The organism is Pedobacter sp. SAFR-022 (genome assembly GCF_051965375.1).
GTDB lineage: Bacteria > Bacteroidota > Bacteroidia > Sphingobacteriales > Sphingobacteriaceae > Pedobacter.
In genome coordinates this window covers 1,105,724-1,129,249 of record NZ_JBQCME010000001.1, presented here as the reverse complement: position 1 = coordinate 1,129,249, position 23,526 = coordinate 1,105,724, and the positions used below count along the sequence as shown (strand labels likewise).

At 48.0% G+C, this 23,526-nt stretch carries 21 protein-coding genes; 10 read left to right on the top strand and 11 right to left on the bottom strand.

All coding sequences use genetic code 11. From position 1 onward, the window contains the following. Positions 1-61: 61 nt before the first annotated feature. Positions 62-1,285 carry an HD domain-containing protein gene (locus ACTHQF_RS04875; RefSeq protein WP_440428778.1) on the bottom strand — a complete coding sequence of 408 codons (1,224 nt, stop codon included), beginning with the start codon at positions 1,283-1,285 and terminating at the stop codon, positions 62-64. 93 nt (positions 1,286-1,378) lie between these two features. Between ACTHQF_RS04875 and ACTHQF_RS04870 the strand changes: the two genes are divergently transcribed. The 4 genes from ACTHQF_RS04870 to ACTHQF_RS04855 are packed head-to-tail and all read left to right on the top strand — an operon-like array spanning position 1,379 to position 5,304. Then, positions 1,379-2,932, top strand: a complete 1,554-nt coding sequence (locus ACTHQF_RS04870; RefSeq protein WP_440428777.1) for a PglZ domain-containing protein — start codon at positions 1,379-1,381, stop codon at positions 2,930-2,932. Beyond that, the gene (tsaE, locus tag ACTHQF_RS04865) at positions 2,933-3,349 is read left to right on the top strand and encodes a tRNA (adenosine(37)-N6)-threonylcarbamoyltransferase complex ATPase subunit type 1 TsaE (protein ID WP_440428776.1); all 417 of its coding nucleotides are present in this window, start codon (positions 2,933-2,935) and stop codon (positions 3,347-3,349) included. Positions 3,350-3,395: 46 nt separating this feature from the next. Beyond that, positions 3,396-4,622, top strand: coding sequence for an alanine dehydrogenase (locus ACTHQF_RS04860; RefSeq protein ID WP_440428775.1), 1,227 nt, complete (start codon positions 3,396-3,398; stop codon positions 4,620-4,622). Between the two features lie 7 nt (positions 4,623-4,629). Then, positions 4,630-5,304: a M15 family metallopeptidase gene (locus ACTHQF_RS04855; protein WP_440428774.1), complete on the top strand. Its 675-nt coding sequence runs from the start codon at positions 4,630-4,632 to the stop codon at positions 5,302-5,304. A 24-nt stretch (positions 5,305-5,328) separates the two neighbouring features. Here the strand turns inward: ACTHQF_RS04855 and ACTHQF_RS04850 are convergent, their stop codons facing one another. The 10 genes from ACTHQF_RS04850 to ACTHQF_RS04805 form a co-directional block, all read right to left on the bottom strand. Next, a complete protein-coding gene (locus ACTHQF_RS04850; protein ID WP_440428773.1) occupies positions 5,329-6,687 on the bottom strand; it encodes an alkaline phosphatase family protein in 1,359 nt (452 codons plus the stop codon). Next, positions 6,684-7,892: a metabolite traffic protein EboE gene (gene eboE / locus ACTHQF_RS04845; RefSeq protein ID WP_440428772.1), complete on the bottom strand. Its 1,209-nt coding sequence runs from the start codon at positions 7,890-7,892 to the stop codon at positions 6,684-6,686. Before eboE ends, ACTHQF_RS04850 begins: the two co-directional genes overlap by 4 nt. After that, positions 7,892-9,064 carry a 3-dehydroquinate synthase gene (locus ACTHQF_RS04840; protein WP_440428770.1) on the bottom strand — a complete coding sequence of 391 codons (1,173 nt, stop codon included), beginning with the start codon at positions 9,062-9,064 and terminating at the stop codon, positions 7,892-7,894. Before ACTHQF_RS04840 ends, eboE begins: the two co-directional genes overlap by 1 nt. A 13-nt stretch (positions 9,065-9,077) precedes the next feature. Next, a complete protein-coding gene (gene eboC / locus ACTHQF_RS04835) occupies positions 9,078-9,956 on the bottom strand; it encodes a UbiA-like protein EboC (RefSeq protein WP_440428769.1) in 879 nt (292 codons plus the stop codon). Between the two features lie 4 nt (positions 9,957-9,960). Continuing rightward, positions 9,961-10,929 carry a TatD family hydrolase gene (locus tag ACTHQF_RS04830; protein WP_440428768.1) on the bottom strand — a complete coding sequence of 323 codons (969 nt, stop codon included), beginning with the start codon at positions 10,927-10,929 and terminating at the stop codon, positions 9,961-9,963. 32 nt (positions 10,930-10,961) lie between these two features. Then, positions 10,962-11,648: an EboA domain-containing protein gene (locus tag ACTHQF_RS04825; RefSeq protein WP_440428767.1), complete on the bottom strand. Its 687-nt coding sequence runs from the start codon at positions 11,646-11,648 to the stop codon at positions 10,962-10,964. 7 nt (positions 11,649-11,655) lie between these two features. Continuing rightward, a complete protein-coding gene (locus tag ACTHQF_RS04820; RefSeq protein ID WP_440428766.1) occupies positions 11,656-12,027 on the bottom strand; it encodes a transmembrane 220 family protein in 372 nt (123 codons plus the stop codon). Between the two features lie 112 nt (positions 12,028-12,139). After that, positions 12,140-13,507, bottom strand: a complete 1,368-nt coding sequence (locus ACTHQF_RS04815; protein WP_440428765.1) for a 3-keto-disaccharide hydrolase — start codon at positions 13,505-13,507, stop codon at positions 12,140-12,142. A gap of 31 nt (positions 13,508-13,538) precedes the next feature. After that, on the bottom strand, positions 13,539-15,809 hold the full coding sequence (locus ACTHQF_RS04810) for a DUF7133 domain-containing protein (RefSeq protein ID WP_440428764.1): 2,271 nt from the start codon (positions 15,807-15,809) through the stop codon (positions 13,539-13,541). Between the two features lie 60 nt (positions 15,810-15,869). Then, entirely contained in the window at positions 15,870-16,031 is a 162-nt protein-coding gene (locus ACTHQF_RS04805) for a hypothetical protein (RefSeq protein ID WP_440428763.1), read from the bottom strand. A 284-nt stretch (positions 16,032-16,315) separates the two neighbouring features. On the opposite strand from ACTHQF_RS04805, the gene ACTHQF_RS04800 reads away from it, so the two are divergent. The 6 genes from ACTHQF_RS04800 (at position 16,316) to uxaC (ending at position 23,525) form a co-directional block, all read left to right on the top strand. Beyond that, positions 16,316-17,368 carry a LacI family DNA-binding transcriptional regulator gene (locus tag ACTHQF_RS04800; RefSeq protein ID WP_440428762.1) on the top strand — a complete coding sequence of 351 codons (1,053 nt, stop codon included), beginning with the start codon at positions 16,316-16,318 and terminating at the stop codon, positions 17,366-17,368. 103 nt (positions 17,369-17,471) lie between these two features. After that, complete coding sequence (locus tag ACTHQF_RS04795; RefSeq protein WP_440428761.1) at positions 17,472-18,653, top strand: Gfo/Idh/MocA family protein; 1,182 nt, start codon at positions 17,472-17,474, stop codon at positions 18,651-18,653. A 33-nt stretch (positions 18,654-18,686) separates the two neighbouring features. Beyond that, positions 18,687-19,991 (top strand): MFS transporter, encoded by a 1,305-nt coding sequence (locus ACTHQF_RS04790; RefSeq protein ID WP_440428760.1) that lies wholly within the window; start codon positions 18,687-18,689, stop codon positions 19,989-19,991. A gap of 26 nt (positions 19,992-20,017) precedes the next feature. Next, on the top strand, positions 20,018-20,830 hold the full coding sequence (locus tag ACTHQF_RS04785; protein WP_440428759.1) for an SDR family oxidoreductase: 813 nt from the start codon (positions 20,018-20,020) through the stop codon (positions 20,828-20,830). 53 nt (positions 20,831-20,883) lie between these two features. After that, positions 20,884-22,077: a mannonate dehydratase gene (gene uxuA / locus ACTHQF_RS04780; RefSeq protein WP_440428758.1), complete on the top strand. Its 1,194-nt coding sequence runs from the start codon at positions 20,884-20,886 to the stop codon at positions 22,075-22,077. A 29-nt stretch (positions 22,078-22,106) separates the two neighbouring features. Continuing rightward, positions 22,107-23,525: a glucuronate isomerase gene (gene uxaC / locus ACTHQF_RS04775; RefSeq protein ID WP_440428757.1), complete on the top strand. Its 1,419-nt coding sequence runs from the start codon at positions 22,107-22,109 to the stop codon at positions 23,523-23,525. Position 23,526: the final 1 nt, after the last annotated feature.

Here is a 23,526-nt window from a genome sequence, read left to right as displayed (position 1 = left end):
TTTGTTAGCCTTCCAATAGACTAAAGACGGAATAAAATGGTTACTTATTTGTTAAAATTTCTTAAATCGTTCTTGGATAACACAAAATATGCTTTGTTACAGTTCTATCCAATGATTCCAAATTCGATAGATCCGATGCTTTAGCTATATCAATTATCGTACTGTTTTTTAACAGGATATTGATGTTTCCTGTTCCGGCATTGTAGGCGCGGTTCATAATTGCGGCGGTAAACACGAAATAGCTGCTTTCTGCTTTACTGATATGGTAAACTGCAGCAGTGGTGTCTTTTAGCATATTCATACGCTCGGCACCAGGTTCATCATTGCTGATCTCAATCTTATAAAGGTTCCTTGCGGTAAGCATTTTACAGAGCTCCGACAGGATGTGATCCGGGTGCGATACCCATACCTTTATCGAGGTAAAGATATCCTGATCATCCAGGGTTGTAAACTGCGCCAAATGTAAGGGCTCGGAAAAGAAAGCGGCTTCTGAGATATTATTGGTCAGGAAGTGCTTCAATGCAGGTGAGGCAAAAAGGTCTACGCCGCCAGCCGCGAGTTCACGGGCACGCTCCAGGATCTTCACCAACAGCTGTTCAGCAGCAATCACCGTCTTATGCAAGTACACCTGCCAGTACATTAAGCGTCTTGAAATCAGGAAATTCTCAATGGAGTATATCCCTTTCTCTTCGATCACCAGCTCACCATTACTTACATTGAACATCTTGATGATGCGGTCGAAGCTGATCACGCCTTCAGAAACACCCGTGAAAAAGCTGTCGCGGTTCAGGTAATCCATACGGTCCAGGTCAAGCTGTCCGGAGATCAGCTGATGCAGGAACCTCTTGTGGTAATTGCCGGTGAAGATCCGTATGGCCAGGCTCAGCTTTCCATCAAAGGCCTCATTCAGCCGCTGCATGATCAGCATGGAGATGTCTTCATGTTTAATCCCATTGACCAGCGAATGTTCCAGCGCATGGGAAAAAGGCCCATGACCGATGTCATGCAATAGAATGGCAATGGTAGCAGCCTCTTCTTCATCCGATGTCACCTCATGACCTTTGTCGCGCAGCACTTTGATGGCCAGGCTCATCAGGTGCATCGCACCCAGGGCGTGATGAAAGCGCGTATGTAGTGCGCCCGGATACACCAGGTGGGTCATGCCGAGCTGCTTGATGTATCTCAAACGCTGGAAATACGGATGCGAGATCAGGTCAAAGAGTAAGGCAGAGGGTATATTTATAAATCCGTAAACCGGATCATTTATGATTTTCTTCTTGTTCAATATGGGTCGAATCGTTTATCCGGTACAAAAATTGCTAATTTTATCCATAGTTTGGAAAGAGCAGGTTCTTTTTGAATACTAATTAGATAAATAATGCAGGAAACTAAGATTCTATGGGCCGATGATGAGATTGACTTATTAAAACCACATATCTTACTGCTAAACGAAAAGGGTTATGATGTAACCACTTTTACCAATGGTAATGATGCCCTGGAAGCGTTTGGCAAAGAACATTTTGATCTCGTATTTCTTGACGAAAACATGCCAGGTCTGAGCGGAATTGAAACGCTTTCCGCGATAAAAAATATAAAGAGTGACGTGCCGGTGGTGCTGATCACCAAAAGTGAAGAAGAAAACCTGATGGAAGATGCGATCGGTTCAAAGATCGATGACTATCTGATCAAGCCTGTAAATCCGAAACAGGTGCTATTAACCATAAAAAAGATTATCGACAACAAGCGCCTGGTGAGCGAGAAGACCTCTATGGCCTACCAGCAGGATTTCAGGCGTTTGGGTATGACCCTAAATGATAAGCTGAGCTATGAAGAATGGGTAGACGTATATAAAAAGCTGGTATTCTGGGAATTGGAGCTCGAAAAGCTGGATGATCCGCAGATGCATGAAATTCTTACCATGCAGAAGTCTGAGGCCAACATGCAGTTCTCCAAGTTCATTGAAGACAATTACCTGGGCTGGGTAAATGGGAAAGAGAAAGCGCCATTGCTATCGAATGAGCTCCTTAAAAAAAAGGTATTTCCTTTAATCAATCCCAATGTTCCGGTTTTCTTTATTCTGATCGACAACCTTCGTTATGATCAATGGAAAATCATCAATCCGCTGATCACGGAATACTTCCGTATGGAAGAGGAAGATACTTATTCGAGCATCCTTCCAACAGCCACCCAATATGCGAGAAACGCCATCTTCTCGGGCCTGATGCCGCTGGAAATGGAAAAGCGTTTCCCTTCAATGTGGCAGAATGACGATGATGACGGTGGTAAAAACCTGCATGAAGCGGCCTTTCTGGAAGATCAGATCAAGAGAAGTCTGCGTAAGGATTGCAAATTCAGCTACAACAAGATCCTGACCTATGATGATGGAAAAGCATTAACGGAACAGGTGAACAACCTGATGCAAAACGAATTTAACGCTATCGTTTACAACTTTGTCGACATGCTTTCGCATGCGCGTACCGATATGCAGATGATCCGCGAGCTTGCAAATGATGATGCAGCTTACCGCTCCTTAACGATGTCCTGGTTTGAGCACTCGCCATTATTGGATCTGCTGAAAAAGATCTCACAGAAGCCGGTGAAGCTGGTGATCACAACCGATCACGGTACCATCCGGGTAAAACATCCAAGTAAGGTAATTGGTGATCGCAATACGAACACGAACCTGCGTTATAAGCAGGGACGGAATTTGAACTATAACGCTAAAGAGGTGTTTCTGATCAAAAATCCGCATGAAGCGCAGCTGCCAAAGATCAATATCAGCTCAAATTATATTTTTGCGAAAGAAGACCGCTACTTCGTTTACCAGAACAATTACAATCAGTTTGTGAATTATTACAACGAGACCTTTCAGCATGGAGGTATCTCGCTTGAAGAAATGGTTATTCCAGTAGCGACATACAGTTCACGATAAATGAATATTCAGATAAATAGTCAGGAAGATCTTAAATCTGCTGCCAGGCAATTACTCGAGTTTGCAGCAGCGGAGAAGATCTTTCTGTTTGAAGGCGATATGGGCGCCGGGAAAACCACTTTCATTAAAGTGATTTGTGAAGCTCTGGGTGTTGATGATCTGGTCTCCAGTCCAACATTCTCCATTGTTAATGAATATCTGGCCAAGGATGGCAAGATCTATCATTTTGATTTCTACAGGATCAAGGATTTACAGGAAGCCTACGACATCGGCTACGAGGAATACTTCTATTCGGGCGACCGCTGCCTGATCGAGTGGCCGGAACGCATTGCATTGTTAATCCCCGAGCATCATGTGAAAGTTGACATTCAGGTCACCGGTCCGGAACAGCGACTGATCAGCCTTTCGAAAATTTAATGCCTTATTGCTTATCTTTAGTATTCTAAGAACTTAATAAATAAACATGGCTACTTGTTTAAGAGAAGAAATGGCCTCTATTGCCCAGCAAGGATTAATACAGCCAAAGGAGACCTTGTCAGAGATAAAAGAGAAGAACAATAGTCTTTACATCGGCATCCCTAAGGAGATCTCTTTTCAGGAGAACAGGATTGCCCTGACCCCGCTTTCCGTGGCCTTGCTGGTGAACCATGGGCACAAGGTGGTGCTGGAGAGTGGTGCCGGTGTTGGTGCGAACTTCTCCGACCACGATTATGCGGAGCAGGGTGCCATTATTACGTTTAACAAAAAAGAAGTTTTCGATGCCGATATCCTGGTAAAGATTGCCCCGCCTACCTTCGAAGAAATCGCGATGATGCATAAAGGGCAGACGCTGATTTCTGCACTTCAGATGGGCTCCATCAAACTGGATTACCTAAAGGCCCTCTTAGATAAGAAGATAAATGCTTTAAGCTTTGAGCACTTACGCGATGAAGGCAACAGCCTGAGCGTGGTACGGGCCATGAGTGAAATTGTCGGTGCAACATCCATTTTCATCGCTGCAGAGTACCTGAGCAACGTTACGGGTGGCAAAGGTTTGATGCTGGGCGGCTTTACCGGTGTGCCTCCAACAGAGATCGTTATTCTGGGTGCAGGAACCGTGGGTGAATATGCAGCTCGAACTGCGCTGTCTCTGGGTGCCGAAGTAAAGGTATTCGACAGCTCCATTTACCGGCTTCGCCGCTTGCAGAACAACCTGCACGACCGGGTATATACATCCGTTATGCAGCCTATTGTGCTGAATAAAGCCATTACCACCTGCGACGTGGTTATCGGTGCCATCCGTGCCACGAATGGGCGCAGCCCCTGCATTGTTACCGAAGAGACCGTAAGCAAGATGAAACCGGATTCCGTGGTTATCGACGTAAGTATTGACCAGGGCGGCTGTTTTGAGACCTCCGAAGTAACCAATCATAAAGACCCGGTTTTCCGGAAATACGATGTAATTCATTACTGTGTACCAAACATTGCTTCTAGGGTGCCTCGTACGGCGTCTTATGCGCTGACGAATATCTTCACCCCAATTCTGGTGGATATTGGTGAGATGGGTGGCATGGTGAACCTGGCCTGGAGCAAGCCGGGTATCCGGCAGGCGCTGTATATTTATCAAGGGCATCTGACGAATAAAGACCTTGCAAACAAGTTTAACCTGCCATACAAGGACATAGAGTTGCTTGTGGTTTCTAATCGTTGATAGCATCATGAGGTACATCCTTGCTTTGCTGCTTTTCTTTCAGGTATCGGTGCTTTGGGCACAAAAGAACCCCTATGGCCTGAACATCATCAACAGTCCGCAGGCGTACCGTGCATCCATTAAGGCACATCCGGAAAAAGCATTGGTAGACATCAAAAAGGCAGTTCCAGGCGTGGTGCTGGACATCCGCTATGCCACAAAAAACAACTTCATGAAGCAGGTGATGTATCCATCAGCCCGAGCTTTCGCGAGAAAGCCTGTGGTGGAACAGTTGAAGAAAATACAGGCCGAACTGAAGAAGAAAGGTTATGGACTGAAGATATTTGACGCCTACCGCCCGTACACGATTACCGTAGCCTTTTACCAGAAAGCATCCGACAAGAACTTTGTAGCCCATCCAAAAAGTGGTTCCAAGCATAACCGTGGTTGCGCTGTAGATCTATCGATCATTGATCTGAAAACGGGCAAGGATGTGCCCATGCCGACACCTTACGACAGCTTCAGCAAGGCCGCTGCCGCAGATTACCAGGACTTACCGCCCGCAATAAAGAAAAACCGGGATTTCCTGATCGGGGTAATGGAAAAACATGGCTTCCGCGTGATGTACAACGAATGGTGGCACTACGACTTTCGCGGCTGGGAGAAATATGAGCTAATGGATATTCCCTTCGAAAAGCTTTAATCCCGCCAGCAGAGGATTCATTTCCTATTCATCCCGCATAAGCGTACGCCAGATCACATCATGGATCTCCGTCGCCTCCAACTGCGCAACAGGTTGTGCTTTATCGGTAATCAGTACCGGATAGAATGCTTCGGAAACATTAATGCTACCATGAGAACCTTTGATCAGTCTGGCATCCAGAGGCACCACATCCATTACATACCGGAAGCCCGCCTTTTTTTGCAGTAACTTGTAGGCTGCGCGACCTTTAGAGCTCATAAACATCTCCACAGGATCATATCCAGGTTTTTTGTGGATGTCTACGCAACGCGCATAATCCGGGGCTTTTGCATCATCCAGCCAGAAGTAATAGGTAAACCAGCTGTCTGCTTCGGCCACCAATACCAGGTCTCCTGCCCTTTCGTGTGCAATGCCATAAGCCTTTTTACCAGCTTCATCAAGCACCAAGGAAATACCGGGACTGCTGGACAGGATTTCTTTTACCTGCTGCGTTACTGTGGGGTCGTTGATATAAACATGCGCCACCTGGTGATCTGCGACGACAAAGGCCTTAGAAGCACCGGCATCAAGCAGTTCCAGCCCTCGCTCCACACGTACCTGCAGAATGCCATGTTCACGCAAGGCACGATTCAAGTGAATTGGCCTGTGAACCGGCACAATGCCATATTCGGAAAGGATGATCACGCTGGCACCTTTACGCTCATAATGGTTCACCAGATCCTTGAGCAAATTGTCGATTTCCTGGAGATCCTTGCCGATCCTGGAGAAATCCTGCCCAAATTTCTGCAGGCAATAATCCAGATGTGGCAAATAGATCAGGGTTAATGTAGGGTCATAACGCTCGTCAGTAAACATGGAGGCTTTGGCAATCCAGTCGCTGGATTTAATGTCCGCTCCGGGGCCCCAGTAATGAAACAAAGGAAACTGACCCAGCTCCTGCTGCAGGATGTCACGCAGTGCTGCTGGTGCGGAATAGCAATCCGGTATTTTTCTACCATCAGCAAGGTAGTTGGGCCTTGGAGTTACCGAATAATCTGCATTGGAGTACATGTTGTACCACCAGAACATGTTCGCACAAGTGAAATTGGGATCTATGGCTTTCGCTTTATCCCATATTTTTGGTTGCTGTACCAGCTTGTTGGACTGTTTCCAGAACTTCACTTCTGCGTCCGTACGGTCGTACCAGCCATTGCCCACAATTCCATGTTCCGTGGCATTCTTCCCGGTGAGATAGGTCGACTGCACTGCTGTAGTAACGGCAGGCAGCATAGGCTTGATGTGGCTGATATGATGTGTTTCCAGGTATCGTTGGAGAAACGGTGTATGTTCCCCAATTAAGTTTGAGGACAGTCCAACAACATCAATAACTACGGTTTTCTTCATTTTATCGCATGATTGATCACCCATTCCAGTTCATTGCTGATGGATTGGGCGATAGGTATTTTCAGTCCTTCAGGTAGAACCTCCCAGGTATAGGTTTCGACTTCCAGGTGATTGGTAAATGGTGCTTGTTTCTGAAGCTTCAGTACTTGGACGATATCGTCCCTGGTGGAATAAAGCTGCCCGATCCGGTCGGTAGAAACCGGCACATGAAAATGGGCCCGCCATTCTGCTGCTGCTTTTGGATGAAAATCAGCTAAGGCTTCATCCAGGTCCGGATAGCGCGTTAACTTGCCAGCAGCATCTTTTGCAACAACCTGATGAAGATAGGTGGGCTCATTAAACTTCTCAAAATCCTGCAGCATGGCCTGGTTATGGGCTTCATCGCTAAACTTGCCTTTTAAGGCGGCACTGATCTGTATTTTGCCAACCTTTAAGCCTTTCGTTTTTAGCTGTTCGAGTACCGCAGCATGATCTTCATAGCCGATGGAGAAATGACAAACGTCATAACAAAGGCAAAGGTGCTGTTTAATCAAGCTTTCCGCTGCCTGATCATTCAGGCTGAAGGTTCCCGCAATTAGCGGTATACCAATTCGCAGGAGTTGGGTATCGTACCAACTGATGTATTCCGGTCCGGATTCAATCACACCATCGGGTTCAGGTTCGAGATCCAGGTGAATTAATTTACCAGTTTCCCGGTAGATGGAAATCAATTCTTTTACGACCTCAAGGATATTCATAGTTGCCATTTCAACCGCAGCATTTAGTGCATCGGCTGTGTGGAACCAATGACGGTAGCTTAAGGGCGACGTTGAAATGCCACCATCCATAGCCTCCGGCAACAAGCCAGTTAGGAGCTGTGCCAGACGAATCGTATAATCTTTTCGTGCCGCTGTGGTCCAGTCCGGGCTATGAACATCCGCCTTAACCACGGTATGATGGAATTCTCCATAAGGAAAGCCATTCATGGTAAACACATATGCCTGATTTTCCTGCAGCCAACGTTTAAATTCATCCTGCGCGGCAGGATCTGCTAGCGTAATACTGGCTGTGTTCGACAGCCGCAAGCCGATACCCATTGGTTCGGTTGGCGAGATGGCGGCCTTTACTTCCGGAAAGTGGGTTTTAAGATTCTCGAAATCTGCGCTCCAGTCTTTTCCCGCATGGATGTTTGTACAATAGCTTAAATGCCCTGATTTGGTCTTCATCAATGGAGGGTATTCGTTTTGAACTGGAACATTTTGAATTGCAGGATATACTGGCTGGACTGTAAAAGCGTATGTAGATCCATCTCATTAACTTCGAATCCCACACCAATGTCGCGGAGCAGGGTAATGCATAACTTACCACCGAGATGCTCGCGAAATTCGGTTAAGCCATCTAGAATCGGCGCCTTGAGGTCGGTGATCCGGATTAGTGGATGGGTAATGTCGAAGAATATGGCCAGTAAATTTAGGATGCGTTGCAGTTTTTCTTCCGTCAGTACCCCGGCATGAAGCGAGTATGTGCTGTCGAGCGCCATTCCCATAGCCACGGCTTCCCCATGTGTAATGCTGAAGTTGCTCAGCTGTTCCAGCTTGTGCGCAGACCAGTGACCGAAATCCAGCGGTCTGGAAGAGCCCATTTCAAAAGGGTCTGCTCCGGCAATATGCTCCATATGAAGTTGCGCACAGCGCTTGATGAGGTAATCAATGCTATCCATATCGCGGTTCAACAACAGATGGGCATGTTCCTCCATCCAGGAAAAAAATGCAGCATCCTTAATCAAGGCTACCTTTATAGCCTCTGCGATACCAGAACGGAAATCGCGATTATTCAGGCTCAGCAAGAACCGCTTATCATTGAATACCGCTGCCGGTGGTGCGAAGCTGCCTATAAAGTTTTTCTTCCCTTTATAGTTGATGCCGTTTTTTACGCCGATACCGGAGTCGTTCTGCGAAAGCACCGTGCTGGGTATGCGGATGTGCCGGATACCACGATGTGCCACCGCAGCTGCATAACCAACCAGGTCAAGCACTGCGCCACCGCCAACGGCCGCAATATAACTGTGCCGGTCGATCCCTTCGGTATTCACCGCGTCAATAATTCGCTCAAAGGCTTCCGGGTCGTTCTTTGCGGCCTCAGCACCAGGAACGATCAACAGTTCCCCGGCGAGCTGCACATCGGTATGTACCTGAAAGTATGCTGTGATCGCCGTTTTCAAGGATGGATTCGCTTCCAGCAGACCTGCGTCCAACACAAACAGGACCTTCTTTTTTACCGTTGAAGGTTGAGCCCTGAAAAAGTTTGCTAACGTGAGATTGTCGGTGTCGAACAGGCCCTCTGTAAAAAAGACCTTGTATTCGTACCGGATATGAAAGGATTGCTCTAAAAAATTCATGATGATCGTCTGATTAGGTGACGGCAAAAGATTTGCTCAGCCACAGGGAGAGTGGTAATAAAATAACGATGAACAGGGCTAACTGCCAGATGCCAAAAGCGCCGGCCCAGGATGCATTCAGTAGGATCAACGCAATGACACCTGCTTTAACCGCCTTTCCAATATTTTCTGCGCTGGGCAGACGGAAAGCCCTTAATAGTGGCTTGAAAATCATCAGTACAAAAGGAATGAGAAAAACCAGGGTCAGTTCAATATTATGCAAGGAAGCGGAAACCCCGAGAATGCTGATAATTACCACTGCGTACAAAATTGCAGCAATGCGCAGCATCTTCCGATTTCCACCATGAACCTCGCCCCTGCTGATGATGGTGATGGAGGCAATATAAACCAGGGGAATGAGCCCGAGGAACCACCAGTTTCCAATTTCATGCGACAAGATACTCATCCCCAGCATGAGGTTTAAGCCTCTGCAAAGCCCCATGTTCAGCGGCCCCCATACGGTATAATGTTTTGCCCAGCGGTTATAACTTAGGCAGGCCAGTACAATCAATATGGCGATCACCAGAGATTCTGGCTGGAACAAAGCCGCTGCGCCAATGCCTATACCGAAAAATAACGTTCCGAAAACAATGGCTTCCGCCCGGGAGACCATGCCGCTGGGGATGGGCCGCTCAGGCCGCTCAATGGCATCCAAGCCCGCATCAAACACATCGTTGAAGATGATGCCTCCGCTATAAAGGCCGATTGTAGAGACACAAAGCAGCAACACCGGCAGGTAATCTTCCGAACTACTGAAATAACCCGAAATGGCAATACCAGCGAGTACATCGGCAATCGCGGTAACTACATTTGCCAGTCGCATCAACCTGACCAATCCCAATGCTTTAGCCATACCTTTATGCGATGATGATGTTGTTCTTATCAATCCGCGGCTGTTGTCCGCCACGTAATATGGAGTTGCTTTCAAATTTCTGTGCCTGATCGACCTCGCGTACCTGATCAAAATCTTTTTCATTGATCTGGCCGCTCTGTCCAAAGGCGGTAATTGCGTTCCGGTAGGTTACCAGCTCAATGTCCCGCAGCGATATGCCGCGCTGCTTCATTAAGGCGGCCGACTTCGGTACAGCCAGCGGATCACTGATACCCCAGTCCGCCGCAGAGTTGATCATAATCCGCTCAGAGCCGTATTGCTTGAGGATCTCCACCATCCGTTCATTGCCCATCTTGGTAAATGGATAAATGGTAAAAGCTGCCCAGAATCCGCGATCCAGCACTTCCTTTACCGTTTCTTCGTTGTTGTGATCTATAATTATCGAAGCTGGCGACAAGCCATGCTCCATGGCAATATCCATGCTTCTGCTGGTGCCCTTCTTTTTATCACGATGCGGCGTGTGCACCTGAACTGGTAGCCCGGCCTCTTTTGCGAGTTCCAGCTGCAACCTGTAGTATTTTTCTTCTGCAGCGGTCTGATCATCAAAGCCGATTTCACCGATACCCACAACGCCCTCTTTATAAACAAAAGATGGCAGCAGCTCCATCACCTGCTCCGCCAGTGCTTCATTATTTGCCTCCCGGGAATTTAAGCCGATCGTGCAATAATGTTTGATACCAAACTGTGAGGAGCGGAAGCGTTCCCAGCCAATCAGGCTGCTGTAGTAGTCACGGAAGCTGTCTAAGCCTGTCCGGGGTTGTCCAAGCCAAAAGGCCGGCTCAATCAGCGCTACAATGCCCGCATCGGCCATAGCCTGGTAGTCGTCCGTGGTCCGCGAGGTCATATGTACATGCGGATCAAAGAACCGCATCCCGGAGATGTCAGTCAGGTCAAGTTGCGTATGCGTTCTTGTACCTTGATGACGTTCATTCAAATTGTTATTACAACACATATCTCTTGCGATTTCTATACTTCTATTAATTTATATATCTCCGGATTAACGCTTCTCCCTGCTGCCAGACGTTCCTGCACATAATCTGATAATGTTGCTTGAAGTGCCGGGTTTAGGCGCTCCTGCAATCCGCTTATTCTTAATACATCTTTATCCGTGAAAAAAGCTTTTAAAACCATTTGGTTCCATGCCGCTTCAGATAGGTACTGCCTTGGGTAAGGGTTATGGTACATGATGGCTTCCAGCACATTACCTATATTACTCCGGATACCGTCCTCACAGCGGCTTAGCCAGTATGTGGGGTATTGCAGCAAGGGTAAAGCTTTGTACAGTGCCACCAGCTCCTGGAGTTCCGCACCTACAAACAGGGTGTCTACAGCTTTCACATAGTTGTCTTGATCACCTGCGGGCAGCTGCTGCAACAGCCACACCCGACAGAACGTTTCAATGGTCCAGTCACCTAGCTCGTACCCTGGAAGAAGCACGCTTATTTCCTGTATGGCTTTGTCATTCCCGCCGAGCAGATCCTTGGATGCATAACGCGGCACCTGCGCAAAAACTCTGTTCAAGGGCTTTAAATCACCCGTATTTTTAAACGTAGCCGCTATGTTGCGCAGCGAGCTGTATGCGTCAGGTCGCAACCTGGTTTCCAGCAGATAGGTAAACAGGTTTTCAATGCCCTCCATCGTTCCAGTCTTCATGTTACTCCTATATCAACGTCGTAAAATAATTGATTCCCAATGCAGCACTGATGATCAGCAGCCCGAAAAACTCCCTGGCTTTTTCGATGTAAGGCTTTGTTGCCTGCATACTTTCGACCAGACTTGGCCGGCCATAAACTTTAATCCAGTCCAAGACACCGTCTTTGCTGAAAAACAGCCGTACCGCGTAGATCAAGTAAAAGGATATGGCAATCAGATAGCCAAGCGGGTAATAGAAATGAATCGCAGCCAGCCCACATAAGCCTGCGGCTACCAGGTAGATCGGCACCCAAAGCCAGGAATCTCCATCATTCAGATTCACGTAAGCGAAGCCGATGAAAGAGATGCAGAAAATCACGTTCAGAATCGTCAGCAGCATATATTTGGTTTTCTAAACCCAATTAACCAATTATTCGACAGATCTGGTTCTAAATTTTGTAACAAAAGAATATACTGAAGCCCGGCCCAACACAGGCTGGGCTTCAGTAGACCTACAATTCTTTGATCTTAATGCTTCTAAAGGAGACCTTATTGCCATGATCCTGAAGTAGGATATGTCCCTGCGCTGCCTGGCCAAAATCCTTCCAATCTTTATACTTACTGATCTGAACCAAGGCCTTGAATTCCTCAGAGCCACGCTTGTATTCCAGCACTTTGAAGCCGTTCAACCAATGTTCAACACGATTATCCGGATATACACGCACCAATCCCCTGTTCCACTCCCCGATCTTACGCTTTGCATTGTTAATTTTCTTACTGGTGATCAGGTCATATAATGATGCCAGGGTGCGATTTCCGTCCCTACCCATCTTTGCGTCCGGGTGACGTTCATCATCCAGAATTTGATACTCCAGACCTATTGCGGAACCTTTGGTTTTTTCGGCCAGCGTTACAAAATACTTTACCCCGCTATTCGCACCTTCGGTCAGTTTAAAATCGAACTTCAACTCAAATGCTTTATACTGCTTTTCGGTAATGATGTCGCCACCGTTGGTGGACTCCTGACCATTGGCTTCCTGTACATTCAGTTCTCCATTGGAAATGCTCCAGCCGTTTTCCGGGAACTTGGTGCCGTTTCTTGCACTCAGCCAGCCTTTTGTGGTTTTGCCATCCCACAGCATCTGGTACCCTTCCTGCTTTTCTTGTGCAGACAGATCATTCGGCACCAGGTTTACTACAAATATGTCGTCCATTTTTGAAGGTTTTAAGTTCTCTGTTTGTATGCGGATATTTCTCCAGCGGATCTGCATGCCCGGCTTCATATCACCATAGATGCCATGCACCTGCAGCGCAATAAATCCTGAAGGTGTCATGTCATCCACCACATTCGCGGTTGGAATACCGTTAACCCAGGTGCGGATAGAATTTCCAATACACTCGATCCGGTACTTGTTCCATGCGTCACGCTTAAACGCTTTCTGTCCTTTAGGATTAATATCCAGCGGGTATAACCAACCACGGCGGGCTTCATCATATATTCCACCACTCCAGGCGCGTTCCGAAGGATCGACCTCCACCTGGTAGCCATGCACACGGTAATCCTGATAATCTGCCTTGCTTTCGCTCCGGATCTGTATACCCGAGTTCATATCATTGTTTACCAATAATTCGAGCTCCATGATAAAGTCGCTGTATTTTTCCTTGGTGGCCAGAAAAGAGTTCGGTTCCTTAGGAACGGTAGTTCCAATGATCTCCCCATTTTTAACTTCATAGGTGGCCTTTCCGTTCAGCTGCTCCCAGCCATCCAGGTTTTTTCCGTTAAACAAGGACTTCCAGCCACCACTGGATTGCTTCTGTTGGGCTGTACAGGTTCCTGAATAACAGAACACTGCCAGGATCAATAATTTACTTATGTTCATATCGTTATGGTTTGGTTGCTAATACTTGTTGTTATTTTGTAAATGGATTGCTCAGCAATTCTTCAACGGTGAATGCCTTATCACGCCCTTTGAATTGTTCCCTTACTTTCGTGACTTCCTGCTGCTTCACCTTATCGGCCTTGTTCCGGCCATAATCGCGAATGTAGCTTAGCAGTTGCGCGATATCCTCATCAGAAAATTCTATGCTGCTACCAATTCCAGGCATATCAGCCATGATCTCCGGTTTGGTGTACAGATGTTTATTCACTTCCACAGGTCCGGTAAGGCCATAAAGCACGATTGCAGCCAGCCGTTCTTTTTTGCCCGTCACCCATTCAGACTTGTTCAAGGGCGGTGCAAGTGACTTTATGCCATTCAGATCTGCGCCGTGGCAGGTCTGGCAATTGGTACGGAACAAAGCTGCACCTCTTGGGAACTTCCGTTCTGTTTCCCTCGGATCATTGTTGTTCAGCGCATTGAACTTATTGGTCACAATCGTTTTAAGCTGTTTATTGATGATCAATGACGTATCAGGCAGCTGGTTAAGTACCTGCTTTTGGTAGGCTTCCTCTTTGCCCTCCAGATTGGAGATTACCGCATCTGCTACAAACTTGTCGTTAGCATAGTTTTTAACCAGTTGATTTAGCATGGCCTCAGCAGCCTTGCTGTCGTAGGCTCTTATCGTTTGCGCAAGTAGAGCCAGGTATGGGGCAGCAAGTTTATCATTCAGCATGGCAGGGCTGTTCAGGGCTGTAACATATGCCGCCGCAGTGCGCTGGTTTATCACAGCGGGTATAACACTAAGTGCCTGCATTTTTACCGGCCATGCATTGGAATTCAGCGCGGCAAGCACTTCAGGACTTTCCAATGCATGCAGCCCTTCCAGAGTCCAGAAGGCATGGATACGTGCAAGCACATTATTCGACTGCAGCATTTTTTTCAACGCCGGAACCACATCCTTTTGCTTTCGGTCTACCAGCATCTGCTGTGCGCGATCCCGGATCCAGCCATTCGGATCTCCTAAAAGCTGCACCAGGGCCTGCGGCGCTTTCGGCATCGCCTTGAACTTCGGTGCTTTACCTTTAGGCACAACCTTATAGATGCGGCCGCAAACCAGTGGCAAGGTAAGATTCCGCTTTTTGATTTCATTTTTCAGGTATGGCGTAAGGTAGGTTTTATGCTGGATGATACCGCGGTACATATCCACGACATATAAAGCACCATCCGGGCCGTCATGCAGGTTCACCGGCCGGAAACGTTCATCTACGCTGGAGATAAACTCTTTCTCCTGATATGCCTGAGTCCCTTTAGCAACATAACCACTGTCTAAATTCATGATGTTCCGCTTTACCAGGTTCCCTGCAGGTTCTGCAACAAAGGAATTTAACCGGTAAGCCGAAGCAAAGAGGTCGCCACGGTAGATCAATGGTCCACAGGCGGCAGTGAAATTCACCAGCCGCTGTGTCGTATCCAATACACCAGGAAGATATCCGCGGTTTACCCCTGGAGTAGCATGTGCAGGATACACCCTATTGTCGGGCACCACGGCCATGTTGTAACCCGCAACCTCGCGCTGGTTCTTGTTGGTTGCTCCTAAACCTGGACTGAAGTAGTCGCCGATCACATTTGCAGAGTTGTGGTTATAGAACAATCGGCCGTAATTATCCTGACTGATGCCCCACTGCCCTCTAAAGTGTGTCTTTTCAATGATCCAGCGGTCGCCATCTTTCTTGTATCGTTTGGCAGATTTCGCATTATAGATCCAGTTGTCCATTGCGCGCAACAGGCCATTCGGCTGATGCTCAACATTCCCGTCATCGGCATACAAGCTGTCCACCAGCACCCTTTTACCGGGCTTATCATTCTTGATCTCGTAATACCAGAGGTAAGGCGGCTCCGCGACAAGCAAGCCATCCTCGATCAGGCAAAGCGCACGGGGTAAACGAAGGCTGTCCAGAAACACTTTGCGCTCGTCCATTTCGCCATCCTGGTCTTTGTCTTCAAGAATAACTACTTTTCCGCTTGGACTATCTTCTCCGGTACCAAGGGTATCAGGCATAAAGCCATTCATCTCAAGCGCCCAAATGCGGCTTTGATTATCGAAAGTCAGCGCCACTGGTGCCGCAATTAGCGGTTCCGAAGCGATTAACTTCAGTTCAAAGCCCTCTTCAACGGTCATGTTATCCAGTGAGGCTTCTGCAGAAAGCGGGTCAGTTTTACACTGGCTACACAAGACACTGATGGCAGCCAGGCTAAAGAAAAATAGGGCTCGTATCGGTTTAGGCCACTGTTTTAGGTTCATACAAGGTGATATATTTGGTTTTCTGCCGGCTCAGGGGCGGCAGCTCTAAAATAGGAACAATTAATAACCAGGGTTCTGCTTCAATGTAACTTTCCCGTCTTTAAAGCTATTTTCTACAGCTTGTTGCGGGATCGGGATCAAGGCATCCGGGTTCATGCTGCAGGGTGCCATTAAACTCCGCAGCATCGGTGGTATTTTCTTTGGCGCAAAAACGAATGACATCGTAAGCCACTTGGGATTTCATATTCTATGAGTCTATATTTGGTATACATCTGCAAACGATTGCATATGCATATTTATACAAAAAATTAGAATAAACAAAATATCGAAGGTAGAAATCAACCCATCTGATGTAAAGCATTTCGCTTTAAGGCTCTCAGGAGGTCATCGAAGCACGTTCTCCGGAACAGCTTTAATCGGGAGGAATCGAGCTTCACAGATGGAAAGGAAAAATTAAGTAGACAGTGTAACATATTTACCGCTATTTTTGAGAACGATTGCAGCAAATGAGAAAGAAACAGCAACAAGTAACTATTAAAGACATCGCTACCGAAGTAGGCATGTCGGTGTCTTCCGTTTCCAGGGCACTGAGCGACCACCCGCACATCAGTGAGGAAACGAAAGAAAAAGTAAAAGCTGTTGCTCAACAACTTGGCTACAGGTATAATGCGCTTGCTGCCGCACTTAGAAGCAGTAGGTCCAAGACCATCGGACTGATTGTACCTAGAATTTCCATGCCCTTTCAGGCTGCGGTAATTACCGCCATACAGAACCGCTTGCAGACCTTTGGCTACAACCTCATGATCTTCCAGTCCAATGAGTCGCCAGAACAGGAGAAAAAGATCGTAAATCTTTTGATGGGCACGCAGGTGGAAGGACTCATCGTTTCTGTGACCTTATATACCAAAGACTACCATATTTTTGATCGCAGTACCTTAGGCAATGTGCCTGTTGTTTTCTACGACCGGGTACCCATTGATAAAACCTGCCATAAAATTGTTGGGGACGAATACACTGGTGGATACCAGGTTACGCGGCATCTGCTGGAGCAAGGTTGCAGACGCATTGCACACATCAGCGGTCCCTTAAGTTGCAGCATCTACCTGCAGCGGCTCAGTGGCTATAAAGAAGCATTAAAGGAATTTAATATCCCTTATGATGAATCGCTGGTCTACTTTCATGAGCTCAACAAAGAAAATACGCTGAACAGCTGTCAAGCACTGTTCAGTAAACCTCAGGTACCGGATGCAGTTTTTGCATGTAATGACACTGCAGCACTTGCAGTACTGGAATATGCGAGAACCAAAAACATCAGCGTTCCTAAACAACTGAAGGTCACCGGCTATGCAAATGATAGCAGGACGGAGATCTCCAGGCCACAAATTACCTCCGTAGAACAGTTCCCCCATTTGATGGGCGACGGCGCTGCCAAGCTGATCATGGACCTGATCGAAACACAGGATCTTAACAATAAGAGCTACATTTCCCTGACTACGCCCGTAGAGCTGATTACCAGGGAGTCCAGTAGCACGATACCAACCCGACACAAAAAGGACTAAGCTTTTATTTCGAAGATTTCTTTTGATATAAGGATTATTATTTCTAAATATGTAATGCAAACGATTGCATATCCTTGCGGCAATAGAATACCAAATATAAGCTATGAACGAAAGTGTAATAAAGGCCGGCATCATCGGTTCTGGCTTCGCTGCCAGATTTCATTTTGATGCCCTTAAACGTGTTTTCAGCACCAAGGTTGAAGTTGTTGGTGCCTATTCCAGGAACATGGATAAACTGCAGCAGTTTACCAGCGATCGAAACATCCAGGCCTTTGAGCAGCTTGAAGCACTTATTGATGCCTGCGACGTACTGCATGTTTGCAGCCCTCCGGTGACCCATGAACCTCTGGTGCTTGCCATTCTGCAAAAGCACAAACATGCAATTGTCGAAAAGCCTTTTACCGGTTATTTTGGTGACGGCAGCAGTAGCTTCAACGGCGATACCTTCCCACGCCAAACCGGACTGGACCATACCCTAGCAAGCTTGAAACGAATGCTGGACGCTGAAAGCTCCAGTCAAGGCCGGATCATGTATGCGGAGAACTGGGTTTACGCCCCCGCCATTCAGAAAGAACGTGAAGTCCTGGAAAAAACCGGCGGCCAGATTCTATGGATGCATGGCGAACAATCGCATTCCGGATCACACTCCCTGGCTTATGGCGAATGGAAGTTGTCCGGCGGTGGGTCGATGATCGGCAAAGGCAGTCACCCGATCGCTGCGGCCATCTATCTCAAACATGTCGAAGGCCGTAGCCGTAATGGCTCCCCGATACGACCAAAAACCGTATCCGCGCGTACCCATGCCATTACTCGCATGGAAACTTACGACAATAAAGGTCATCTGCAAACCCACTATAAAGACATTGAAGACCTGGCGATGGTACACATCGTGTTTGAAGATAATACGGTTGCCAACCTGTTTGCGACTGAGCTCGTGCTCGGCGGAGTAAAGAACCGCCTGGAAGTGAATGCCAACAACCACCGCACAGTCTGCAACATTGCACCAAATGATGCCATGCAGGCCTATACCCCAAATGAAACGTACTTCAAGAATGTTTATATAGTCGAAAAAACAGAAACCAAACAAGGCTGGTCAAGCATTTCCCCGGATGAAGGGTGGTTCAATGGATACCAGCATGAAATGGATGCCTTTTACCGCAGCGCTGCATTTGGAGCCCCGATTGAGTCCAACAGCAGTCTGGCTGCAGACGTCATGGCAACCATATACGCGGGCTACGTGTCTGCGGAGCAGAAAGGCACTGAAGTCGCCATCACCACCCTTTAACCAAAATCACCAAATATAAACCCGTTTTTGAATATGGAAAACGCAAAAAGAGGAAACTACCGCTGGATCGTCTGCGCCCTTTTATTTTTCGCAACAACAATTAACTACATTGACCGTCAGGTTATTGGCCTGCTTAAGCCCACATTGGAGAAGGAATTCCACTGGACGGAAGTCGACTATGGCTATATCGTGATGGTGTTCGCCATCATGTACGCCGTAGGTTATGTGATCTTCGGAACCTTCATCGATAAAGTGGGGTCAAAGATAGGTTACGGTATCTCCGTGCTCGTCTGGAGTATTGCGGCGGTGCTGCATGCACTGGCAAAAAGCACCCTGGGCTTCGGCTTTGTACGAGGATTGCTGGGCCTGGCGGAAGCGGGAAACTTCCCTGCAGGGATTAAAGCTGTTGCAGAATGGTTTCCCGTGCGGGAGCGTGCCCTGGCTACCGGGATCTTCAACTCCGGCACCAGTGTGGGTGCTGTACTTGCCCCGGTCATTGTACCCTGGATCCTCGGTTTGTATGGCTGGCAGGAAGCATTTGTCATCACCGGCGCCATAGGGTTTATATGGCTGATCTTCTGGTGGATCTTCTATGAGATTCCGACCAAGCAGAAAAGACTTAAAAAGCCGGAGTTCGACTACATCATGAGCGATGTGGACCAGGCAGCACCGGAAGCTAAAATGAAGATCAAGTGGGCTCATTTGCTGGGCCTGAAACAAACCTGGGTCTATATCGTCGGCAAGGTACTTACCGACCCGATCTGGTGGTTCTTCCTGTTCTGGCTGCCCTCTTTTTTTGCCGATACTTTTGCCCTGGATCTAACTAAACCGAGCCTGCAACTGGCGGCGATTTATGGGGCGACCACCTTTGGCAGTATCGGCGGCGGTTACCTATCCTCCCATTTCATCAAGTCCGGTTGGCCGGCATTGAAAGCGAGAAAGACCACCCTGCTCATTGTGGCCATCCTGGTGATGCCGATTTTTCTGGTGCAATATGCCTCGAACATCTGGAATGTGGTAGCCCTGGTTGCCCTGGCAACCGCAGCACACCAGGCCTGGAGCGCAAACATCTTCACCATCGTATCAGACATGTTTCCGAAATCGGCCGTAAGTACCGTCGTAGGCATCGGCGGGATGTCGGGTTCTATAGCCTCTGCCCTTTTCCCTATATTCGTGGGTACATTATTGGCTTATTATAAAGATCTTGGAAACATTTCCGCAGGCTACCATATTCTATTTATCATCAGTGGCTGCGCCTACATTCTGGCTTGGGGAATCATCACTCTCCTTACCCGCAAAATGAAGCCCATTACGATGATACAAGAGGAAGTAAACTGATCTAAAACTATTGCAAACACATCCATATGGAATTTGGAACATTAAAAGATAAAGTCATCGTAGTCACTGGCGGAACAGGCGTGCTCGGCGCTTCTTTTGTCAGCAGCATCAGCCGCATGGGCGGTAAAGTCGTCATTCTCGGTCGCAAGCTGGAAATCGCGCAGCACCGTGCAGCCGCAATTGAAGCTCAGGGAGGCAACGCCCTTGCCGTCATGGCCGACGTGATGGATATCAGCAGTCTGGAAGCAGCGAAAGCTGAAATCCTCCTCCGGTTCGGCCGTATCGACGGCTTGGTGAATGCCGCAGGCGGCAACATGCCTGGCGCGGTGATCGCACCGGAGCAGGATCTCTTCAGCCTGGACATGAATGCCTTCAACCAGGTCATGAGCCTGAACCTGCAAGGCACCATCCAGCCGACGCAGGTATTCGGACCTGAGATCGCAAAGGTCGGACAAGGCAGCATCGTCAATATATCTTCTATGACCGCTCAGCGGGCAATTACCAAAGTCATGGGCTACAGCATTGCCAAAGCTGCTATTGATGCCTATACACGCTGGTTTGCCGTGGAGCTGGCCAATCGGTATGGCGATAAGATCCGCATGAATGCCATCGCACCGGGATTCTTCATTACCGAACAGAACAGACGACTGCTGACGAATGAAGACCAGAGCCTGACCGATCGTGGTAATCTTGTCATCCGCCAAACACCATTTAAGCGCTTCGGTGAACCGGAGGAACTTGAGGGTGCGCTGATCTGGCTGCTGAGCGACGACTCCAAATTTGTAACTGGAACGGTAGTCAGTGTGGATGGCGGTTTTGCCGTATTCGGCGGCGTTTAAAGACAAGCGTTAGCCATTTAAAAAAGGTAAATTATAAGCGTGCTAAAAGAATTATGAGCTTAGAACAAACATGGAGGTGGTACGGTCCAAATGATCCGGTGCCACTATCAACCATACGGCAGGCAGGTGCCACTGGCGTTGTTACCGCCCTGCATCATATCCCCAACGGGGAGATCTGGACTAAAGAAGAAATTCTAAAGCGTAAAGCTGAAGTTGAACAAGCGGGCTTAACCTGGTCCGTCGTGGAAAGCGTACCCGTACACGAGGACATCAAAAAACGTAGCGGCAATTACGAGCGCTACATCGAAAATTATAAAACCACCTTACTTAACCTGGGTGCCTGCGGCATAGACATCGTTTGTTACAACTTCATGCCGGTGCTCGACTGGACACGCACCAACCTGGACTATGAAATGCCGGATGGCTCCACTGCGCTGCGCTTTGAAGCGTTAGCCTTTGCCGCATTCGAGCTATACATTCTGCAACGCCCAGGTGCCGCAGCAGCCTACAGCGAAGAAATTCAACAAAAAGCACATACCTGGCTGGAGGAGCAAAAAGAAACGGATAAGAAGCTGCTCGTTAAAAACATCATTGCCGGATTACCTGGATCTGAAGAAGGTTATACCCTGGTCGAGTTTCTCAAGGTGCTGAAAAGCTATGAACACATCGGTCCGAAGGAACTGCAGGCAAACCTGATCCACTTCCTGAAGCAGGTGGTACCCGCCGCAGAACAGGCCGGGGTGCTGCTTTGTATCCATCCCGATGATCCACCATATCCCATTCTGGGCCTGCCGCGGGTAGTGAGCACGGAAGCCGACATTCAGGCGCTGTATGAAGCCGTACCCTCCAGCCATAATGGCCTGACGTACTGTACAGGCTCCTTCGGCGTTAGAGCAGATAACGACCTGCCAGGCATGGTAGAACGCCTCGGGCACCGGATCCATTTCATTCATCTACGAAGCACCCGGCGGGATGAAGATGGCAACTTCCATGAAGCCGATCACCTGGATGGTGACGTCGATATGTATGCCGTGGTGAAAGCCCTGGTTCAGGAACAGCAGAAACGCATTGCGGCAGGAAGAAAAGACACCAGAATGCCATTCCGGCCCGACCATGGCCATAAAATGCTCGACGACCTGCATAAAAAAACCAACCCTGGCTATTCGGCAATTGGCCGCTTGCGCGGACTGGCCGAACTACGGGGACTGGAACTGGGCATCCGCAGAAGTCTGGATAACAGTAATTGAATTTAAAAGAACGACCTAAAACCGGCAATATGAAAGAATTTCTGGACGAGCACTTCCTCCTGGAGACGAAAACCGCAGCACGTTTATACCACGACTATGCGAAAGAAATGCCCATCATCGACTACCACAACCACCTGCCACCAGATCAGATTGCAGCGGACCTGCAATTCGGTAACATGACGCAGATCTGGCTGGCAGGCGATCACTATAAATGGCGTGCCATGCGCGCAAACGGTGTTAGCGAAGCCTACATCACCGGCAATAAATCCGATGAAGAGAAGTTTGGTAAGTGGGCAGAAACCGTCCCCTATACGATGCGTAATCCACTTTATCACTGGACACACCTGGAATTGCAACGCTATTTTGGCATTCATGAACTGCTGTCGGATAAAAACGCTTCAACCATTTACCAGCAATGTAATGAGCAACTGCAAAGCCCTGAGTTTTCCGTAAGGAACCTCCTGCGCCGCATGAACGTACAACAGGTCTGCACCACAGATGATCCATTAGATTCGCTAAACTTCCACCAGCAATTAATGGATGGCGCGTTCGAAATCGGGGTAGCACCTGCTTTCCGTCCTGACAAGGCCATGAACCCGGATGATCTCGATACGCTTAACCAGTATATTGACAAGCTTGAAAGTATCAGCGATATCGAAATCACCGATTATGATAGCTATTTGAAAGCTTTAAAGAGCCGGCACGACTACTTCGCCGCCAAGGGCTGTACCGTGTCTGATCATGGCCTGGAACAGATCTATGCGGAAGATTTTGAAGCCGCAGAAATTCGGCAGATCTTCGAAAACATACGACTCAGAATTGCACTTACCCCTTCCGAAGCCCTAAAGTTTAAGTCGGCCATGCTCTACGAGTTTGCGCTTTGGGACCACGAAAAAGGTTGGGTGCAACAATACCACCTGGGGGCCTTACGCAACAATAACCGTCGTGCACTGCAAAACCTTGGCCCGGATACCGGCTGGGACTCTATTGGTGACTTTAGCCAGGCCGCTGCCCTATCCCGCTTCCTTGATAAGCTTGATGCAGATGACCGCCTGACCAAAACGATTATTTACAATCTGAATCCTGCCGACAACGATGTGATGGCCGCTATGATCGGAAATTTTAACGATGGCTCCCTTGCCGGAAAGATCCAGTTTGGCTCTGCCTGGTGGTTCAACGACCAGAAGGAAGGTATGATCAAACAGCTAAACACGCTATCCAACATCGGCCTGTTGAGCCGTATGGTCGGCATGCTGACGGATTCACGCAGCTTCCTTTCTTTCCCGCGGCATGAGTACTTCCGTCGAATTTTGTGCAACCTTTATGCGACCGATGTAGAGAATGGTGAACTGCCGAACGACATCGAATGGATAGGAAAGACCATCCAGGATATCTGCTATTACAATGCGAAGAACTACTTTGCATTTCCCGCTTTAAAGAACGGATAAG

Coding starts and splice junctions, on each gene's coding strand:
- ACTHQF_RS04795 (WP_440428761.1), top strand. CDS start 17,472: ATGAACGAAAGTGTAATAAAGGCCGGCATCATCGGTTCTGGCTTCGCT.
- ACTHQF_RS04855 (WP_440428774.1), top strand. CDS start 4,630: ATGAGGTACATCCTTGCTTTGCTGCTTTTCTTTCAGGTATCGGTGCTT.
- ACTHQF_RS04850 (WP_440428773.1), bottom strand. CDS start 6,687: ATGAAGAAAACCGTAGTTATTGATGTTGTTGGACTGTCCTCAAACTTA.
- ACTHQF_RS04870 (WP_440428777.1), top strand. CDS start 1,379: ATGCAGGAAACTAAGATTCTATGGGCCGATGATGAGATTGACTTATTA.
- ACTHQF_RS04815 (WP_440428765.1), bottom strand. CDS start 13,507: ATGAACATAAGTAAATTATTGATCCTGGCAGTGTTCTGTTATTCAGGA.
- ACTHQF_RS04825 (WP_440428767.1), bottom strand. CDS start 11,648: ATGAAGACTGGAACGATGGAGGGCATTGAAAACCTGTTTACCTATCTG.
- uxaC (WP_440428757.1), top strand. CDS start 22,107: ATGAAAGAATTTCTGGACGAGCACTTCCTCCTGGAGACGAAAACCGCA.
- ACTHQF_RS04785 (WP_440428759.1), top strand. CDS start 20,018: ATGGAATTTGGAACATTAAAAGATAAAGTCATCGTAGTCACTGGCGGA.
- eboE (WP_440428772.1), bottom strand. CDS start 7,892: ATGAAGACCAAATCAGGGCATTTAAGCTATTGTACAAACATCCATGCG.
- eboC (WP_440428769.1), bottom strand. CDS start 9,956: ATGGCTAAAGCATTGGGATTGGTCAGGTTGATGCGACTGGCAAATGTA.
- ACTHQF_RS04860 (WP_440428775.1), top strand. CDS start 3,396: ATGGCTACTTGTTTAAGAGAAGAAATGGCCTCTATTGCCCAGCAAGGA.
- uxuA (WP_440428758.1), top strand. CDS start 20,884: ATGAGCTTAGAACAAACATGGAGGTGGTACGGTCCAAATGATCCGGTG.
- tsaE (WP_440428776.1), top strand. CDS start 2,933: ATGAATATTCAGATAAATAGTCAGGAAGATCTTAAATCTGCTGCCAGG.
- ACTHQF_RS04840 (WP_440428770.1), bottom strand. CDS start 9,064: ATGAATTTTTTAGAGCAATCCTTTCATATCCGGTACGAATACAAGGTC.
- ACTHQF_RS04800 (WP_440428762.1), top strand. CDS start 16,316: ATGAGAAAGAAACAGCAACAAGTAACTATTAAAGACATCGCTACCGAA.
- ACTHQF_RS04790 (WP_440428760.1), top strand. CDS start 18,687: ATGGAAAACGCAAAAAGAGGAAACTACCGCTGGATCGTCTGCGCCCTT.
- ACTHQF_RS04810 (WP_440428764.1), bottom strand. CDS start 15,809: ATGAACCTAAAACAGTGGCCTAAACCGATACGAGCCCTATTTTTCTTT.
- ACTHQF_RS04805 (WP_440428763.1), bottom strand. CDS start 16,031: ATGTCATTCGTTTTTGCGCCAAAGAAAATACCACCGATGCTGCGGAGT.
- ACTHQF_RS04820 (WP_440428766.1), bottom strand. CDS start 12,027: ATGCTGCTGACGATTCTGAACGTGATTTTCTGCATCTCTTTCATCGGC.